This is a genomic window from Vibrio sp. 10N.247.311.14 (assembly GCF_041467715.1).
In the GTDB taxonomy this organism is placed as follows: Bacteria; Pseudomonadota; Gammaproteobacteria; order Enterobacterales; family Vibrionaceae; genus Vibrio; species Vibrio crassostreae_C.
In genome coordinates this window covers 1-17,872 of sequence record NZ_JBFSVE010000046.1, presented here as the reverse complement: position 1 = coordinate 17,872, position 17,872 = coordinate 1, and the positions used below count along the sequence as shown (strand labels likewise).

Annotated in this window: 16 protein-coding genes; all 16 read right to left on the bottom strand. The window is 46.1% G+C overall.

Annotation, left to right across the window (positions count from 1 at the left end; all coding sequences use genetic code 11):
- Nucleotides 1-61: 61 nt before the first annotated feature.
- Nucleotides 62-2,191 carry a flagellar hook-length control protein FliK gene (locus tag AB6F11_RS16120; RefSeq protein ID WP_102393295.1) on the bottom strand — a complete coding sequence of 710 codons (2,130 nt, stop codon included), beginning with the start codon at nt 2,189-2,191 and terminating at the stop codon, nt 62-64.
- 182 nt (nt 2,192-2,373) lie between these two features.
- Entirely contained in the window at nt 2,374-2,811 is a 438-nt protein-coding gene (fliJ, locus tag AB6F11_RS16115; protein WP_017060679.1) for a flagellar export protein FliJ, read from the bottom strand.
- Nucleotides 2,812-2,830: 19 nt separating this feature from the next.
- Nucleotides 2,831-4,150, bottom strand: coding sequence for a flagellar protein export ATPase FliI (gene fliI, locus AB6F11_RS16110; RefSeq protein ID WP_102393296.1), 1,320 nt, complete (start codon nt 4,148-4,150; stop codon nt 2,831-2,833).
- Nucleotides 4,150-4,950 (bottom strand): flagellar assembly protein FliH, encoded by an 801-nt coding sequence (gene fliH, locus AB6F11_RS16105; protein WP_017060681.1) that lies wholly within the window; start codon nt 4,948-4,950, stop codon nt 4,150-4,152. The genes fliI and fliH overlap by 1 nt, the downstream gene beginning before the upstream one ends.
- A gap of 124 nt (nt 4,951-5,074) precedes the next feature.
- Entirely contained in the window at nt 5,075-6,136 is a 1,062-nt protein-coding gene (gene fliG, locus AB6F11_RS16100; protein ID WP_017060682.1) for a flagellar motor switch protein FliG, read from the bottom strand.
- The gene (gene fliF, locus AB6F11_RS16095) at nt 6,129-7,871 is read right to left on the bottom strand and encodes a flagellar basal-body MS-ring/collar protein FliF (protein ID WP_102321174.1); all 1,743 of its coding nucleotides are present in this window, start codon (nt 7,869-7,871) and stop codon (nt 6,129-6,131) included. Before fliF ends, fliG begins: the two co-directional genes overlap by 8 nt.
- Nucleotides 7,872-7,887: 16 nt before the next feature.
- A complete protein-coding gene (fliE, locus tag AB6F11_RS16090) occupies nt 7,888-8,199 on the bottom strand; it encodes a flagellar hook-basal body complex protein FliE (RefSeq protein ID WP_017060684.1) in 312 nt (103 codons plus the stop codon).
- A gap of 132 nt (nt 8,200-8,331) precedes the next feature.
- Entirely contained in the window at nt 8,332-9,741 is a 1,410-nt protein-coding gene (locus AB6F11_RS16085; protein ID WP_017060685.1) for a sigma-54 dependent transcriptional regulator, read from the bottom strand.
- A 33-nt stretch (nt 9,742-9,774) separates the two neighbouring features.
- A complete protein-coding gene (locus tag AB6F11_RS16080) occupies nt 9,775-10,815 on the bottom strand; it encodes a PAS domain-containing sensor histidine kinase (RefSeq protein WP_017060686.1) in 1,041 nt (346 codons plus the stop codon).
- A 184-nt stretch (nt 10,816-10,999) separates the two neighbouring features.
- On the bottom strand, nt 11,000-12,466 hold the full coding sequence (locus tag AB6F11_RS16075) for a sigma-54 dependent transcriptional regulator (protein ID WP_017064122.1): 1,467 nt from the start codon (nt 12,464-12,466) through the stop codon (nt 11,000-11,002).
- Between the two features lie 228 nt (nt 12,467-12,694).
- Entirely contained in the window at nt 12,695-13,105 is a 411-nt protein-coding gene (gene fliS / locus AB6F11_RS16070) for a flagellar export chaperone FliS (protein ID WP_004736194.1), read from the bottom strand.
- Between the two features lie 12 nt (nt 13,106-13,117).
- Nucleotides 13,118-13,423: a flagellar protein FliT gene (locus AB6F11_RS16065; protein ID WP_017060688.1), complete on the bottom strand. Its 306-nt coding sequence runs from the start codon at nt 13,421-13,423 to the stop codon at nt 13,118-13,120.
- 3 nt (nt 13,424-13,426) lie between these two features.
- The gene (gene fliD, locus AB6F11_RS16060) at nt 13,427-15,454 is read right to left on the bottom strand and encodes a flagellar filament capping protein FliD (RefSeq protein WP_102393297.1); all 2,028 of its coding nucleotides are present in this window, start codon (nt 15,452-15,454) and stop codon (nt 13,427-13,429) included.
- 22 nt (nt 15,455-15,476) lie between these two features.
- Nucleotides 15,477-15,902, bottom strand: a complete 426-nt coding sequence (gene flaG, locus AB6F11_RS16055) for a flagellar protein FlaG (protein WP_017066380.1) — start codon at nt 15,900-15,902, stop codon at nt 15,477-15,479.
- An 81-nt stretch (nt 15,903-15,983) separates the two neighbouring features.
- A complete protein-coding gene (locus AB6F11_RS16050) occupies nt 15,984-17,114 on the bottom strand; it encodes a flagellin (RefSeq protein WP_017071200.1) in 1,131 nt (376 codons plus the stop codon).
- Between the two features lie 588 nt (nt 17,115-17,702).
- Nucleotides 17,703-17,872, bottom strand: a 170-nt coding sequence (locus tag AB6F11_RS16045; protein WP_280514177.1) for a flagellin, incomplete at its 5' end; no start/stop codon positions are given.

The window sequence follows — 17,872 nt, the reverse complement described above, 5'->3', positions numbered from 1 at the left end:
TAACTGATGGTTCTTTTTATTAACTGTTTTTTTCCATTAACCAAGCGTTCTTAGCCTGATATTAGGCATAATAACTAATTCCATCACGCTTTGATGCGACATTCAATTCAAGATTGCTGCCACTATCAAGGTTTTCATCACCTTGCGTATCATTTGTGCGGTTAGCGCCGGATTGTTGCTCACCATTGTTGTATCTATCTTGTCCCTGACCGGAGTTCTGTTGTTGAACAGACGAATCGGCAAGCTGCAGACCTTGCTGAGCAAGCATCTCTCTCAAGCGAGGTAAGGTTTGTTCAATCACATCTCTCGCTTGCTGATTACTCACCGTAAAGTGCACGTTTGCCACGTCATTATTCATGGTCATGCGGATTTTCATTTGGCCCAATTCTGGTGGGTCGAGACGAATGTCCAAGTTCTTAAGGTTCTTAGACATCATCATTTGTACTTTTTCAGCCACTTGCTCATTGGCTAGCTCTTTGGTGAGCTGTAAGGGCGCTTGTTGAGCAGCTTGAATTTCAGCTCGCGCAGGTGCTGAACCCACCGTTGCCGTACCTTGTGCACCAGCCGCAGAAGCGATCTGCTGAGCAAAGGTCGAATCTTTAGAATCTTCTTTAGCACCCGCTTTACCCAAACCAGACAGTGCTGCTGCACCGGTGCCCGCTTTAAGAAGCGTATCAGTCGAGCCTGCTTTTGTGGCAGCTGGCGTTGCATTCATCGCCATTCCTTGCGCGGTTAAAGCTGGATCCAACGTTGCTTGCTGCTGAGGTGAAGCCACATTAGCTTGTTGAGCTGCGGCCTGTTGGGCTGCATGTGCATTATTGGCGTGCAGCATTGCCGCCTTGTCCGTAAGAGCATTGTTTGCTGATTGAGAAGCGGCCTGCGCTGACACTTGTTGTGTAGCCGTCGCTACAGCTGCTGTTGATGCTGCCGCAGCTAAGGCTTTAGTTTCGCTTGAATCCGTATTATCCCAATCGATAGCAGTGGGTTCACCAGACGCACTGTTCGCAGCCGGAGCTTGACTTAGCAAAGCTGTTACTTGTTGTTGAACGTTAGCGAGCTGTTGATTCAACAGGTCTAGGTTAGAGGTCGCTTTAGCCAAAGCGGCTTGCTCATCAACCGTCAACTTAGCGCCACTTTGTTGCTTATCAAGCAAGCTATCGACAACAGACTGCTCTGATTCGATTTGTCCATTCAATTGGTTTAGCGCTTTGGTATGGGCATCTACTTGCTTTGCCAGTTCAATATCCACGGCTGACAATGCTTGGCTCTGATCGGCGGCAACCGCACTAGCAGCATTCTTTTGGCTCAGCTCGCGGCTCATACTGGCTTCAATTTGTTCTGGAGTGACACCTTTATCCATTAACTGTCGAATTTCAGCATCAGTCAGCTGAGAAACACCCTTACCTCCGGTAAGTACAGCGATTTCAGAATCGACTTCAAGGCTCTTCTCTTGATTTGCAGCCTTAGCTTGTTGTGTCGCCTTATCGGTAACAGAAGCTCCTGCAACAGAAGCACCGGTGATATTACCTTGGGCTTGATCTGCCTGACCTTGCTGAGGCAAGCCTTTGCCGTTTGGCGCTTGATTTAGGGTTTTGTTTGCCTCATCCAATTGACCAAGCAATGTATTGCCTTCGCTCATCGCTGCATTGGCTTGCGATGCCTGCGTAGCACCATCTACCGCTGATGAACCCTGAGTTTGGGATTGAGCAATATGTTCTTTAGATTCGTTAGTTGTAGCCTGCGCATCTTTACCATCTGCCTTATCTGCACCAGTCTTATCAGCGACAGTGCTATCAGTGCCCGAATTGGCTTTGAGCTGAGCCTCAGATCCAGACACAGCCTCTGCTGATGTTTTATCAGCAGCTTTCTCGCCTTCTACTTCTGAAGCTGCTTGCTTGCTTTGCGCTTCGCTCACTTCGTCAGTAGCCTTTGATTCAGCGGAATCACCTTTGTTCGCTTCGGCTGACGCTTCACCTTCGGTAGATGTCTGTTTAGTATCAGGTTTCGCAGTGCTTTCTGTGTCTTTTGCTGCGACTTTACTGTCACTTTCTTCAAAGCCGAGCGCTTCTTTAAAGGACTCAAAGAAACCTTTAGAGTCGCCGGTTTCTTCTACCTTGGAAGAGGCAGAACCGGTGTCCAACAACGATGACATTTTGTTGGTCGCTGAATTTGAGGAAAGACTAACATTCATATATACAAGCTCTATCTACTAGCTTTGCTGCCATGAATCAGGCAACAAAAAGAAAGTCGGATGCTTTTCATGCCTTTGGTGGGCATAACGCGCAATTTTATATAAAACGGAGCAAGAAACATGCCTATAAGTTCGGTTTTCACAATATAGAGAACAGCACTGACGTCATTCGTGGCTTAGGATCACATCTTCTTTCGGCTGTATAACAGAGTCGAAAACTCATCCATTTGCTTTTGTTCTCTTCGATCTTGCAGCTTTGCTTTCTCTTTCTGCTTTTTCTCCATCAACCACTCGTAGGATTTACGTTTTTTGCGTAACTCCATCCAGTAGCTTTGGCAGTTGTCGACTTGATTTTTAAAGTGGTGCTCGGCTTCTCTCTGTTTGGATAATGTTTCATCCAACTGAGTTAAGAAGCGGTTCAAGTGACCATATTGGCTCGCCGTTAAGCCTGCCTTGCCGCGGTCAACGAGCTGCTGACAGTAATCCAGTCGATACTTTTCAATCTGCGCAACCTGCTCATAGTAGCCTTGCAGCTCAGAGTTCGCTTTGTTGAGCGCAAGTACCGCTTGGTTCTCTTGATCTTTGGCTTGATCGAGCAAAAATTCTAATGCGTTATCCATGACTAACCTTATTCACCCGTTAGCCACCCAATACATGTTTCAACATGTTGACGCACATGTCGTATGGGACGGTCTCTTTCATCTTCTGCTGCAAGTACTCATCCAGTTTTGGTTTCAACGTGAAGGCACTATCGATTGCTGGATCCGTTCCTGGCTTGTAAGCACCAATCGACACCAAATCTTGGTTTTTACGGCAGATAGACAGCACTTGCCTTACCGCTTTCGACATCAAGACATGTTCTTCAGTGGTGATTTGCGGCATAACACGACTGACGGATTTCTCAACGTCAATCGCTGGGTAGTGACCGGCATCGGCCATCTCACGAGATAACACAACGTGACCATCGAGAATTGCTCGCGACGCATCCGCAATCGGATCTTGTAAGTCATCGCCTTCGGTTAACACGGTAAAGAAAGCCGTGATAGAACCTTGTTCATCATTGCCGTTACCTGCTCGTTCCACCAGCGCAGGAAGCTTAGCGAAGACTGATGGCGGATAGCCCTTGGTTGCTGGCGGCTCACCCACAGACAGAGCAATTTCACGCTGAGCTTGAGCAAAACGGGTCAATGAATCCATGAGTAGCAGAACATCTAAGCCTTGGTCGCGGAAGTACTCGGCGACAGCCAACGCGGTTTGACAGCCTTTTAAGCGCATCAATGGTGATGAGTCGGCAGGAGCGGCAACAACAACCGAACGCTTACGGCCATCTTCACCAAGAATCTCTTCAATAAATTCTTTAACTTCTCGTCCACGCTCACCGATTAGGCCTACGACCACTACTTGCGCAGTTGTGCCTCGAGTCATCATGCCCAGAGTTACGGATTTACCGACACCAGAGCCAGCAAACAGACCGATACGTTGCCCTTTACCCACGGTTAGCAAACCATTAATGGCTTTCAAGCCGACATCGAGTGGTTCAGAAATCGGTTTACGAGCTAACGGGTTGATTGGCTCCGCATTAAATGAAGCGCGTTGCTCTGTATAGATTGGACCTAAACCGTCGAGTGGATTACCTACGCCGTCGATCACTCGACCGAGCAGTTCCATTCCAACAGGGATACCACTTTCGGTAGTCATTGGCGTGACGCGAGCGCCAGGTAAGATCCCGGTGATTTGCTCACTCGGCATCAAAAATAGGTTATCGCCAGAGAAACCGACGACTTCGGCTTCCATCTGACCAGACATGGTTTCGACTAAACACAAACTTCCGATTGGCGCTTTACAGCCGGTCGCTTCAAGCGTTAAGCCAACAACGCGTACTAACTTACCTGAGGCAATCGGTCGTGATTTTAACCCTTCGACTTTGTACTGACTGAGACGGTTCGCTAACTCACGCATTACTCATGACCCTGGTGACGGTTTGCGCCGCAGAAATTTTGAATAACGTTCTTTACACGATCTTCCATGCGGTAGTTAACGCTCGACTCACCCGCTTCAATTTGTACATCACCACGGTTGAGTGCTGGCTCTGCGACCAGCGTCCAATTACGGCAGTCCAATTCAGTCTCGCCATACGCAGAGCGAATGATCGCCACATCTTCCGGATTGAGTTTCAATGTGATTGCGTGACCAGAAATCGGCAACGACTCTACCGATTCTTTAACGGTATCTAATATGATTTGTGGGTTGGTTTGCACTTCAACATGAACCACTTCTTTGACCATGGTAAGCACCATGTCGACCAATTGCTTCTCCACCTGAGCGTTCATCAACTCTAATGGTTGAGCGAACTGGTTTGCCAGCCCCATGAAGACGGCCACCTGCTGTTGAATGTACTCTTGACCCGCGGTTACGCCTTCAAGCTTGCCGGCTTCGTTGCCTTCTTCGTGACCGGCAGCAAAACCTTCTTCTTTGCCTTTTTCATAGCCTTGCTTAAAGCCCGCCTCTTGGCCTTGATGCAGCCCTTCCTGATAAGCGCCTTGTTTAATCAGCTCGATTTGCTCTTCAGTCAGAACCAGCTCTTCATCTTCAATGGCTTCTTCAACCGTTGGCATCCAACTAGGGTCGTAGTTAAAAGCGGTTTCTTTGGCTTGTTTGCTCACGTCAGAGGTGTAGTCAGGCAGCCCCCATTTCTGAGGTTGGGCAACCGTATTATCTTCTTCAGGGCGAAGGAAGCCGCGTTTTCTATCACCTGACATATCAGTACCTATCTATGAGTGGCTTAACTGTATTGTGAATTCAAGCAGTTAAACTGAGTTAATCTGTGGTTCGAGATTGGATAAAGAAAAGCCCCAACAGTGTGGGGCTTTTGAGATTTCTGTATTAAAGGAACTCGTCGGCGCCACCAGACAGCATAATTTCACCACTGTCTGCCATCTTCCTCGCGATACCCAAAATCTCTTTCTGAGCCGCTTCAACATCAGAGACTTTGACTGGCGGCATCGCCTCAATATCGTCTCTCATCATATCGGCAGCACGTTTAGACATGTTCTTGAAGATCTTCTCACGTAGACCTTCATCTGCACCTTTAAGTGCTTTCTGTAGAATATCTTGTGGAACATCACGTAGTAGTCGTTGAACACCTTGGTCATCAACTTCAATAAGGTTTTCAAAGACAAACATCAGATCTTGAATCTGTGTTGCCATGTCTTCGTCTTGGTCACGGATTTGATCCATCAAGACGCCTTCCACATTGTTGTCCATGTAGTTCATGATCTCAGCCGCGGCTTTCAGGCCACCAATTTTGGCAGCTTGAGCACCCGCTTGACCCGCGAACTGTTTCTCCATGATTTCATTCAGTTCAGCAAGCGCCGAAGGTTGAACTTCTTCAAGGTTGGCAATACGCATCATCAGATCCAGACGAACTCGCTCTGGGAACTGAGACAGGATCTCAGCCGATTGATCGGCATCGAGGTACGACAACACAATAGTTTGAATTTGAGGGTGCTCGTTGATGATAATGCTCGCCACCTGACGAGGATCCATCCACTTAAGCGAATCCAAACCTTTCGAACCTGTGCCGAGAAGGATTTGGTCAACAAGGTTATTCGCCTTGTCTTCACCCAGAGCAGCAACTAACGCATTACGCATGAAGTCTTCGCTGCCCATACCAATGTTGGTGTACTTCTGAATATCATCTAAGAAAGCACGGTGCACAGCGCCTACTTTCTCTTGGGATAGGTCTGTAGCTCGCGCCATCGCACTACCCACACGCTGAACCTGCTTTGGCTCTAGGTGACGAATAATACCAGCAGCATCTTCTTCATTTAAACTGAGCAACAAGATCGCAGCGCGCTCATCGCCTGAGATAGAGCCGATATCCACGCTAGAGACATCAAGCACTTCACCGCCTTCAGTTTGTTGTGGAACTATTTCGTTAGCCATCTACCATCCAATTCTTAACTACTTGAGCTGCTAGCTCTGGTTCATTCGCTACAAGTGCACGTACTGCTTTCAGCACGTCCTCGTCTTTATGAAGGTTTGGTAAGTCGATACTTGAACCAAATTCAAACAGCTCACCACCTTCAATATCACCACCAATTAAGCTGGTTTCGCCGTTGGCACCAATTGGCATGCCATCAGGACCGTACATCTGTTCATCGTTGTCTGCTGCTGGGTTAAGCAGTTTCTTCATTGCAGGGCGAACAAGTACCAACACCACCACAATGATAACCAAGGCACTTGCAAACCAACGAACCCAATCATTGAAGTTTGGATGCTCCCAGATTGGCACATCAGCAACAACATCTGTTACTTGAGGTGCAAACTGCATGCTTAATACGTTGAGCAAATCACCACGAGTTTCATCAAAGCCCACCGTGCCAATCAGTACTTGGCGAATCGCATTGATCTCGCTCGCCGGGATTGGAGTATGAACCACTTCACCCGTATCTGGGTTCAAGGATTGGCGGTCTTTGATCGCAACAGAAACCGTTTGGCGGTTAACCGTGCCGCTCTGTTTACGTTCATGACTGATGGTGGTGTCTAACTCAAAGTTTCGAGTCGCTTCTTTGTGAACAGAGCCTTGACCTGTCATCGCGCCGTCTTTCATCTGAGCCACATCTTGTGGAATTGAGGCATCCGCTGGAGGCTGGTTACTCAACGCACCCGGAATACCAGCTACAGTGTTGCCGTTGTTGTAATCTTCTAAGGTGTATTCACTTCGAGTCGCTGGTGTATTCGGATCAAAACGTTTTCTGGTTTGCTCCACAGCACTGAAATCGAGCTGGATATCAACCTGAGCGGTGTAGTTACCAAACCCAAGAATAGGAATCAGGATAGAGTCAATTTTTTCACGCAGTGCTTGTTCTTGATTGCGCTCTAACTCGTGTTCTTTACGACGCGCCGCTGACATAGGGTCTTGAGAGCCTGAGCTCAACAATCGGCCATGCTGATCGGTCACCGTAATACGTGAAGTTTTCATTCCCGGAACGGCACTTGCCACCATATCCACAACAGAATCAACTTCTTGCTGCTTGAGGTTAGTACCTGTTTTTAGAGTTAGGAATACAGAAGCAGAGGCTTCTTGATTATGACGTACAAAAACACTCTGCTTCGGCAGGGCCAATAAAACCTGAGCTTTACGCACCTGTTTCATCTGCTCAATGGCTTTGGCAAGTTGTCTTTCGCGGCTTAATTTAAGGCGTTCTTGTTCTAAACGTTGTGATACACCAAAACCCATGTCTTGCATGAGGATGTCATCACCCGCGTTTCGCTCTTGATTCAAACCCGCTCGTACCATATTAAGCTTTAATGAGTTGTACTCACTCGCCGGTACTGAGATGGTATTGCCTTCAAGCGTGTACTGGATCTTTTGCAGATCCAAGTAATCAAGAACGGGGATCAATTCTTCTGTTTCGTAAGCCCCTAATGGACGCATTTCTGGCTCTTTTACCCAGAAAAACAGCATCACAATCAGCGCTACACAGATAGAGATAGAAAGGACTAAGACGACCTGACGAAGTAAATCGAGATCACCGACAGCCATATCGAACTTCGATGAACTGCGTTCACCTAGATCGGGATTTTGCCCTTCTCCGTCTAGCTCGGAGCCTGCAATCAGTGCGTGGTCGTTGCTATCGCTTACGGTTAAATCTGTTGTTTGACTATTATCTGCCACTATTTAACTACCCAACTTATACCGGCATATTCATCAGCTCTTTGTACGATTCGACCAATTTATTTCTAATTTGGATCGTCGCCTCAAAAGCCACACTAGATTTATTACGAGCAATCATCACGTCCGATAGGGATACGCTTTGGTCGCCACTATCAAAACGAGCTTGAAGATCACCTGAAGTCTTTTGTAATGAGTTCACATTATTGATGGCATTAGTCAGCATGTTGCCAAAATCTGCACCGACCGCTTGCCCCGTTGCTGCGGGACGCGCGCTGGCAGCTTCGACCATCATCGCCTGCATTTCGCCTTGTAAACCATCTATTCTCATCTACTACCTCAGGAGTCAAAATTATGACCATCTATTTAGCTATATTATTGACAGAGCAATTAGCGTGCCACACATTTAATTGACTAGATATCGTATTACACTAGTCAGAAAGCTGACACTACTAATCTATCCTCAGTTTGGGATATCTATTCCAGCATCGCGCATTTTAGCCAACTTGTAACGCAGTGTACGAGGGCTAATGCCCAGTTTTTCAGCCATATCTTTGCGTCGGCCATTACATGCAATCAGGGTTTCAAGAATGATCGCATACTCTTGATCTCTAAGCTCATTACCTAACCCTTCGCTGCTAGCCGCGATTTTATTGATTGGGTTTGCTTCGGCAATAGGCTTAATTTCTGGCGCAGCTACGTCACTGCCTTCGACGATTTGTTGTAGGCTGCTTGCGTCTTGCCAATCGACACCTTCAAGAAGGATATGCTCACCAGAGATGTTCTCTTGTTCGCTCAATATTAGCGCACGCTGTACCACATTGTCTAATTCGCGAACATTGCCCGGCCACGGATAATTGACGAGTTTGCTGATCGCTTGTGCTGACATAACGGGTACAGGCATACCAAGTTTGGTGCAGTGGCGCTCAACTAAGTGCTTGGCTAAAGGCTCAATATCGCCTTTACGCTCGCACAATGGAGGCCAAGAAATTGGGAATACATTCAGGCGGTAGTATAAATCCTCACGGAAATTCCCTTCAGAAACATACTGTTTAAGGTCTCGGTTACTGGTCGCTAATACACGAACATCCAATTTGATGCTCTTACGACTACCTAATCGCTCAACTTCGCGCTCTTGCAAAACACGCAGTAGTTTGGCTTGTAGGCTAAGATCCATTTCACTGATCTCATCCAACAGAATTGTACCGCCCTGCGCTTGCTCGAATTTCCCCGGGCAAGCTTGAATAGCGCCAGTAAATGCGCCTTTTTCATAACCAAACAGGGTCGCTTCTAACATGTTGTCTGGGATCGCCGCGCAGTTAATCGCGACAAACGGGCCATCTTTTCGGCTAGAAGCATTGTGAATGTAGCGAGACATCACCTCTTTACCAGAACCACTCGGGCCCAACACCATGACGTTGGCATCGGTTTTCGCAACTTTATCAGCCAGCATCATTAGCTTGATACTTTTTTCATCAGCAACGATAGCGTCACCATTGTCATCCGACTTTACAGGCGCATAACGGCTGACCATGTTGAGCAGCACTTCTGGCGCAAATGGCTTTGCCATATAGTCGATAGCGCCCTCTTTCATTGCAGCAACGGCATCTTCGATGTTGGCGTACGCTGTCATTAGCAATACCGGCAAATTTGGCCAATGCTGCTTAATGTTTCTCAATAGTGCCAAGCCACCCATGCCCGCCATCTGCACGTCAGATACGACAATATCAACGGAGTTCGATTTTAATTTGACCAGAGCATCTTCCGCACAATCCGCTTCCAGCCATTCATAGCCAGCAAGCGCGAGTGTGTCGACAAGGGCTTCGCGTAGACCTTCATCATCTTCGACGATTAACACTTTGCTTTGAGCCATAGGATTCTCCAGTGTAAATTCAGTTAAAACTTATTAGTCTTCAGAAGAAGCACTTCTTTCAAGCGGTAGACACATGGTAAAGCATGCGCCGTCGCCTTCTTCTGATATCAATTCCAGTCGGCCTTCATGTGCTCGACATACCATTTGTACAACCGCTAAGCCTAGACCTGTACCTTGTGAACGAGTGGTAAAGAAGGGTTCCATTATTTTACCTTGAAGCTCTTTCGGTACGCCGGGGCCACTGTCTTGCACTGATATCTTAAGCTCGCCATTTACGGGCCTAAAAAACACATCGATCTGCGATTCCTTACCCGCAATTTGAACCGCGTTCAACACTAGGTTGCTTAACGCTGAGGCGATAGCATTGGCGTTGCCGAACATTTGAGTCTGTTCGCCCTCAACTTCTTGGCAATAATCAATCTGGTTAGTTTTCAATGCCGCTTCCACCATAGGGTGAAATTCAGTGATCAATTCAGCCACAGTAAATGGCTTAACGACTTTGTTGTCACCACCTTTGGCAAACAACAGCATGTCGTTCACTTGCTTCTCTAAGTCATGCAATCTATCCATAAGCTTAGATTGAAAACGCGTTTTTGTTGCCGGCGGCAGATTTGGCGCGGCAAGGTTTGATGCATACAGCATCGCACTTGAAAGCGGCGTTCGCACTTGATGGGCAAGCGAGGCCACCATTCTACCTAATGAAGACAAACGCTGAAGATCACTCACGCGAGACTGCAATAGTCGGGTCTCGGTCAGATCGGTAATCAAAATCAGCTGACCCGTGGTAGAGGCTGAAATCGCCAAACGCACTTTTCGCCCGTTCTTCAATGAGATCTCATGACCGTCATCGTCTTTTGGGTCAAAGGCACTTTGAATCACTGAAAACCACTTCTCGCCAACCAACTCAACACCAAGAATACGATGCGCTTCAGGGTTCGCTTCTCTCACTTCGCCGTGTGTATCTAACAAGATAACCCCTGCTGGCATCACGTCGAGTACTTGCTTATAGCGCTCAACCTGCTGTTCAACAGAATCTAGGTGTGATTGATTTTCTGGTTCGTTAGATACGCGCATGTCAAAAATTTGCCTCAAATACTAAAACAGCCTGAGACGTACAACACGAGTCAGGCTATTTGCTATATTTATCACATAGTTAAGCAAGCAACAACTCGACTATGGTTTATCTGTTCACTTAGCTAGAGTTACCAAATAGCTAAAAAGTGTGTGCTAGTTTTTCGTTTTCATCGAAAACTGGACACTATCGCTGCAAGTTATATTTACGCATTTTTTCAACCAGAGTGGTTCTACGCATTCCAAGCATGTCAGCAGCACGAGCAACAATGCCGCCCTGCGCTTCCAACGCTTGATTGATCATATTCACTTCCATATCCGCGAGTAGCTCTTTCAAGTTAACCCCTTCTGGCGGTAACTCTTGAGGCGCATTAGCATTGTCGGCAATATCATCTTGCTGATCAAAACTGAAATCTTCTGAGAATAAGTCAGCAAGTGCATCACGCTCTTGCTCCTCTTCAGATCCAAAGCTATTAAACTCTGGCTGGAACTCAGGGATATCGCTGTATCGATATTTAGTTGGCAGGTGATTCACATCAACCAAGCTGTTTGGATACAAGATAACCATTCGTTCAACCAGGTTCGCTAGTTCACGAACGTTACCTGGCCAGTAATGCTCCATCAAAGAGTTGATAGCACGAGCCGTGAAACAGATAGGCATGCTGCCTTCCGCTTCCATTCGAGTCATCAGCTCTTGAAGCAACAGTGGAATATCTTCTTTACGATCTTGAAGCGCCGGCATTTCAATCGGGAATACATTTAAGCGGTAGTAAAGATCTTCACGGAACGAATCATCGTCGATCATATCTTCAAGGTTGCGGTGGGTTGCCGCAATCACTCTAACATCAGCTTGTATGGTGCTATTGCCACCTACACGCTCAAAGCATCGCTCTTGCAGTACTCGTAGCAGCTTAACTTGCATCGCCATCGGCATATCGCCAATTTCATCAAGAAACAGTGTGCCACCTTCAGCCAATTCAAAACGGCCTTTACGTGCGGTAATCGCCCCAGTAAATGCGCCCTTCTCATGACCAAACAGTTCACTTTCAAGCAAATCAGGTGGAATCGCGCCACAGTTTACAGGAACAAAAGGCCCTGAACGACGTTTAGAGTGATAGTGAATGTTACGCGCTACGACTTCTTTGCCTGTACCAGATTCACCAAGAATCAGCACGTTCGCTTCCGTAGAAGAGACTTGTTCAATTAAGTGACGTACTTCTTGAATGCCAGCACTTTGTCCTACTAGGCTGCGAAACAGGGTGTTCTTGCGTGCCGAAGACACAACTTGAACACCTTTGCGGCCTAAGAAGTCTTTACAGTGTCTTAATGCATCACTTAATTGCGGGTAGTTAAGAGGAAGTTCAAGCTCACCAACATAGTTAGTCAACTCGTCAACCGGGTGATTGTTTTTGCCAATCACCAGTAAAGGGATGTGATTGGCGTGAACAAGCTTCTCATTCAGTAATGCGTTGAAGCCTTTACCTTTAATGGTACCAATAATGCAGCCGGCCCACTGTAGTGACCAGTCAACTTTACGTGCTTGTTCAGAGCTGATTACTTCGCAGCTCTCTCCTACAAACTCTAATATTGTGCTTAAATTGTGACGATCTTGAGCGTTATCGTCGACGACAAGCAGTTTTGCCAAACCTTGCATAAGTAGGAATTATTGCCTTTATTTTGGTGCGATGCGGAAAAACGGTGAGCAACGTAGTCTATAAAACAGTGAGATGTATCAATGATTATGGTCTACGTGGACAAATTTAGGGAATCAGCAACGAAAAAAGCCATTAGGCTATCTAATGGCTTCTATTTTATTTGATTAAAAAAATAAGGCAACCAACCAATTAAGGGATATGAGATTGGTTAAAACTGCAATTTTTCTTTAAATACCTACGTCAGCGGACGTCAAGTTGTGATATTCGTTCGGAATTTGGTCCCAAGCGCTCTTAATTTCGCGAATAATATCGATAACATCATCAATAGGCTGTGGGTCATTTTTGTGATTTGCCGCAGAAATTTGCGTGATCATGAACTCATAAAGTTGATCTAGGTTTTTCGCAATATCGCCACCATCGTCCATAGATAGGCAACTACGTAGGCTAATAATGATATCTAGAGCCTTACCAAGTCGCTCACCTTTCACTGGGATGTTGCCTGCTTGCATTGCCGCTTTGCCTTGAATCAAACGCTCGATAGCACCGGCCATTAGCATTTGTACAATCTTATGCGGTGAGGCAGCCGTTAGCTGACTATCCACTGATACCTTTTTATATGCCTGTAAAGAACCGCGCATAGTAAACCTCTTCTATAAAAACTTTTTGTATTGTTGAACTGATTTAGCGCCGTGACGGTATTTATGTAGGGTCTTACCTACTCGACTCGTCTCAGACTGCATCAATTCGACTAATTTTCTGGTTCTGGTAATGGCTTCAAACCATTCAGAACTTTGCTTAACGTCGGGATGTGAGTCGATTATTTGAAGCACGTTTTGCAATAACTGTTCTCTGTTATCGACAAGCTGCGTTATTTCTTCAGCATTAATTTCACTAAATTCCAGTTTAGAGATAATTAGTTGATCGAGTTCACAAAGCTCTTGTAGCTGGCTATTCATCTATTAGCCCAACGCATTCATCATACTGCCCAGCTGAGATTGCATCTTACTGGTCGCATCTTGCATGGCTGTGAACTTAGAGTGGGTACGGCTCTCTAGGCTGTCCATGCGGCGGTCGAGCGCGCTTTGGTCATCAACCAAACGGTAGTTTTGCTCGACCAAGCTCTTTTCTCTAGTACGGATTGAACCCGTGATACCTGTGATACCTTGAATCGCATCTTCCACTTTTTTGGCGAAACCGTTGTTGCCACCAAAGAACTCACCCAACTTATCAAAGTTATTGTTGAGTTGACGGTCAAGCATATCGTAGTTGATTTCTAGCGAGCCTTGTCTTGTGGTGGTGATACCGAATTCAGTCAAAGACTTTAGATTGTCTGGCGCACCTTCGATACTTGATGAGAACACCCCTTTCAATCGGGAGTCGGCGTTACGCACTGTACTGTCACCAGAGAGCGGGCCTTTTTGACCAGTCGTTGGATCAACACCCGCGAGGTCTTTCGACACTTGATAGAACTGGTTATAAGAGCTCACAAAGGATTCGATATCTTGGCGAACACTGTTACGGTCGTACTCCACACCAATTTCTGCCGGCGGCTTATCTTTTGGCGTTTTTCCTTTCACCGTAATATCAATACCTTCAATGGCATCTTCAATCACATTGTTATTACTAGAGAGTTGAGCAACACCATCTAGGACAACCATAGAATCTTGGCCAGCCTGAACTTCAGTCATTCCACTATAGGTATCAAAAGATTGCTGTGCTTGTTCAAGGTCTGCTTGCGCTTTATCGACCTTCTCTAAGAGCTCGCGCTCTTCGGGTTCTAATTTGGCACGCTCAATTTTCTTGGCTTGCTCTGCGGTGAGTTCGCCTTTTTGAATTTTCTCAGCCAACTCCGCTTTTTCTTGTGAAATCTTCTCTTCGATACGCGCTTGCTCAGCCTCAAGCTTTTGTTGGGCTTCTTTCGGTGTCACGTAGGAATCCGTCAACGTACCTGAGGCAGCATTTGACCATCCCGGTACATCAGGTGCCTTCTCTATTGCTTTTTCATCAAGCTCAAGTTCTGGTGTATAGTAAGAGTCAAGAAGCGTACCAGAGGCAGTTTCCGTCCAACCTGGGATATTGTCTTCAGGCATGACAGATTTTGCCGCTTTAGCTGCATCAAGAGCTGCTTGGCCGTCGGCGGCGGCTTGTTCTCCGTAGCTAAGGCTTTGAGAGTCTTCGTCAGCAACGGAGGTAGAATCAGTTTGGGATGCAGGGATGACATTGCCATCTTTATCGAGTGTTTCATTCGCATTTGGGTCATCGCTAGCGATCACTTCATCGATGAGTTCAACGGCTTTTCCTGCAGGGGTTAGAGCTAGAATATCTTGAGCAGCAACGCGCGCTTTCTCTAGCGCTTTAACACGTTCTTCAAGCGTTTTGTATTCGAGTTTTTTTAAGGGATTGGCAGCATCTGACTCAACATTAATGCTGATCTGCTGATCTGAACCAGACTGGTTCGAGGCAATAATAAGTCTTGGACCTTCGACATCGTTGATAATAGATGCACGAACGCCTGGGTTGCTATCTGCACCGTTGATACCACGAACAACTTCGATAAGTCTCGATCTGTCGCCAACTTGCACGTCAAAGCTGTCATCACCAAGCGAAACCTGCAGCTTACCTGGGCCAAATTTCATGTCCTCTGACAGTACATCAGAAGCCACTTTATGGCTTTGGGCAAGCTGCAACACATCGATGGCATATTTGCCAGCGATCGCTTCGGTAGTCGCGGTTGCAGAGACAAGCGCTTCATCGGTACTTTCCACTGTTCGCACAGCAAAAGCTTTTTCCTGACGAAAGTTTGTCATCAGGTTTTTCATCGAATCAAGGGATTCTCTGAGTCTTCCATAGGCACTAATGCTGGTATCGATTCGCGTTCGTTCATTGTCGATTCGTTGCTGTTTAGGTACACGCTCCGAATCAACAATTTTGCTGACCATGGAATTGATATCCATGCCAGACGAAATCCCCATTGGGCCAAAACTCATTAAATCACCTCAATAATACGACTTAAACCTTCACCTCAAATATTCGACTATTCGAGTTTTGGGCTGCTAGGCGTCTTAGAATTTCAAGCATTTCTTCATCAGGGATCTGGCGAATAATATCACCGGTTGTGGTCTCATAAATGGTAACCACATCTCTCCCAGATTCTTCATCGACCTTAAAAGCCACACCTTTATTGAGAGAGGAGATAAACTCGTTTACCTTCTCCACCATTTTGACTCGCTCTTCATCATTTAACTCTTGTCTATGTTGAGCTAATTGAATCGCCGCTTCGGTAGCTTCCTCTTTCGATTTCTCTACCTTGTCATAAGATGTTGCTTCTTTTAGTCGCGAAAGACTCGACGCACTACTACCTTCATCGCTTGCAATTTTAATGCCATTAGGTGAGCCATAAGGCTGGATGTTCGATGCGTTGGATGATATTTCCATAACACTCTCCCTCCCTCCTTTATGAGCCATACAGTAAAACTCTACCCAGAGTAGAGTTTACCGCTACTTACCGAGGTAAGTTTAGCCCAATAAGCTTAGAGCTGCTGATGGTGATTGTTTCGCTTGAGCTAGGATAGAAGTACTCGCCTGTTGTAGGATTTGAGACTTCGTCATTGCCGTTGTTTCTTTCGCGTAATCGGTATCTTTGATACGACTCTTAGATGCATTAACGTTTTCGTTGATGTTGTCTAAGTTGCTGATTGCATGGTCAAAACGGTTTTGGAAAGCACCTAGAGAAGCACGTTGGCTATCAACAGATTTTAGAGCACCATCAATGATAGATACTGCTTCGTTTGCACCTGCAACAGAAGTTACGTCGATATCGTTAACGGTAACGTCTTTACCAGCACCGATACCTAGTTCGCCCGCAAGGCTGCCGCCAAACTCAACATCACCTTCAACTTTTTGGCTTGAAGCGAAAAGTTGCAGTTTACCGCCTTCACCCACAGACGCTTTAACGTCTTGGCTTTGACCATTGATGTAAGTTGCTAGCTCTTCGATATCGTTGCCTTCTTTAGCAGAGATAGATAGCTCTTGCGCTTCACCAAACTTATCGTTGTATTTGATTGTTAAATCAGCACCCGCACCTACACGCCAAGATGCATCTTTACCTTCAGTAACACCGTAGCTCTTACCACCCATGTCTTGAGTGTCAGTACGCATGTTGCTCATAGAAAGCATTACCGCTTCACCTGAGTCAGCACCGATTTGGAAAGATTGGCTACCGTAAGTACCGTTAAGAAGCTTGTTACCACCAAAAGAGGTTGTTTCAGCGATACGGTTAAGTTCTGTGTTTAGAGCAGAGACTTCTTCTTGGATAGCAACACGCTCAGACTTGCTGTTTGAACCGTTTGCAGATTGAAGAGAAAGGTCACGCATACGTTGCAGAATGTTGGTTGACTCATTCATCGCACCTTCAGCTGTTTGTGCAATAGAGATACCGTCATTCGCGTTTTTCACAGCCATATCTAGGCCACGACTTTGCGACGTTAAGCGGTTAGAGATTTGTAGGCCTGCAGCATCATCTTTTGCGCTATTGATTTTATAGCCAGAAGACAAACGCTCCATTGATTTTTGAGTACCTTCAGCCGCGCTATTTAGGTAGCGCTGAGCCGTCATTGCAGACACATTTGTGCTTACATTAATCGCCATAGTTGATCTCCTTTAGGCATTTTTTAATGTACTTATGTGACTCTCACCTCACACAAATACATGTCAATTTTGTTTATGCACCAGTGTCTCTCTCACCTTACATTGGTACATATCATTTCTCTCAATCCCTTTAACGGCGCCTTAATTAGAAGCTTTAATAAAAAATGCGCTTTTTTTCATATTCTTTTCAACAACAAAGGAAAGTGTGATCGGGCTTCAATTAATAGGGCGACATTCGCTAAAGTTGCCCCATTATTTAAGTTAATCAGCGTAGTGTTGAATATAAAGTCAGAAGAGATCCCTGATATCTCGTTCTACTCGATTCTGGGGTGACGAAAGACTGCTTCGATGTAGTAAGCGAGGAAACCATCATTTCCCAATTCCCGTCACTCCCTACAGTGAGGAGCGAGCGTGATAGGGAATCTCGCTTTCCAATCAACGACCAACACCAAAACTCCCCCCTTCTCCAAATTGCAGGCAATAAAAAACCCAGCCGAAGCTGGGTCTGTTTAGCGCTCATCTCTCACCACGAGCTAATTTGTGGAAGCCTAACGTTGACGCTTATAGTCAATGTGGCTTTTTAATCGATTAACCTAGTAGGCTAAGTGCCGAGTTCGGAGCTTGCTTCGCTTGAGCAAGAATCGAGCTTGAAGCTTGAGAAAGGATCTGAGATTTAGTCATCTGAGTCGTTTCTTTCGCGAAATCGGTATCTTTAATACGGCTCTTAGATGCGTTAACGTTCTCGTTAATGTTGTCTA

Coding starts and splice junctions, on each gene's coding strand:
- AB6F11_RS16080 (WP_017060686.1), bottom strand. CDS start 10,815: ATGCGCGTATCTAACGAACCAGAAAATCAATCACACCTAGATTCTGTT.
- fliH (WP_017060681.1), bottom strand. CDS start 4,950: ATGTCAGGTGATAGAAAACGCGGCTTCCTTCGCCCTGAAGAAGATAAT.
- fliS (WP_004736194.1), bottom strand. CDS start 13,105: ATGCGCGGTTCTTTACAGGCATATAAAAAGGTATCAGTGGATAGTCAG.
- fliI (WP_102393296.1), bottom strand. CDS start 4,150: ATGCGTGAGTTAGCGAACCGTCTCAGTCAGTACAAAGTCGAAGGGTTA.
- AB6F11_RS16120 (WP_102393295.1), bottom strand. CDS start 2,191: ATGAATGTTAGTCTTTCCTCAAATTCAGCGACCAACAAAATGTCATCG.
- AB6F11_RS16085 (WP_017060685.1), bottom strand. CDS start 9,741: ATGGCTCAAAGCAAAGTGTTAATCGTCGAAGATGATGAAGGTCTACGC.
- AB6F11_RS16065 (WP_017060688.1), bottom strand. CDS start 13,423: ATGAATAGCCAGCTACAAGAGCTTTGTGAACTCGATCAACTAATTATC.
- fliD (WP_102393297.1), bottom strand. CDS start 15,454: ATGAGTTTTGGCCCAATGGGGATTTCGTCTGGCATGGATATCAATTCC.
- fliG (WP_017060682.1), bottom strand. CDS start 6,136: ATGGCTAACGAAATAGTTCCACAACAAACTGAAGGCGGTGAAGTGCTT.
- AB6F11_RS16050 (WP_017071200.1), bottom strand. CDS start 17,114: ATGGCGATTAATGTAAGCACAAATGTGTCTGCAATGACGGCTCAGCGC.
- fliE (WP_017060684.1), bottom strand. CDS start 8,199: ATGAGAATAGATGGTTTACAAGGCGAAATGCAGGCGATGATGGTCGAA.
- flaG (WP_017066380.1), bottom strand. CDS start 15,902: ATGGAAATATCATCCAACGCATCGAACATCCAGCCTTATGGCTCACCT.
- AB6F11_RS16075 (WP_017064122.1), bottom strand. CDS start 12,466: ATGCAAGGTTTGGCAAAACTGCTTGTCGTCGACGATAACGCTCAAGAT.
- fliJ (WP_017060679.1), bottom strand. CDS start 2,811: ATGGATAACGCATTAGAATTTTTGCTCGATCAAGCCAAAGATCAAGAG.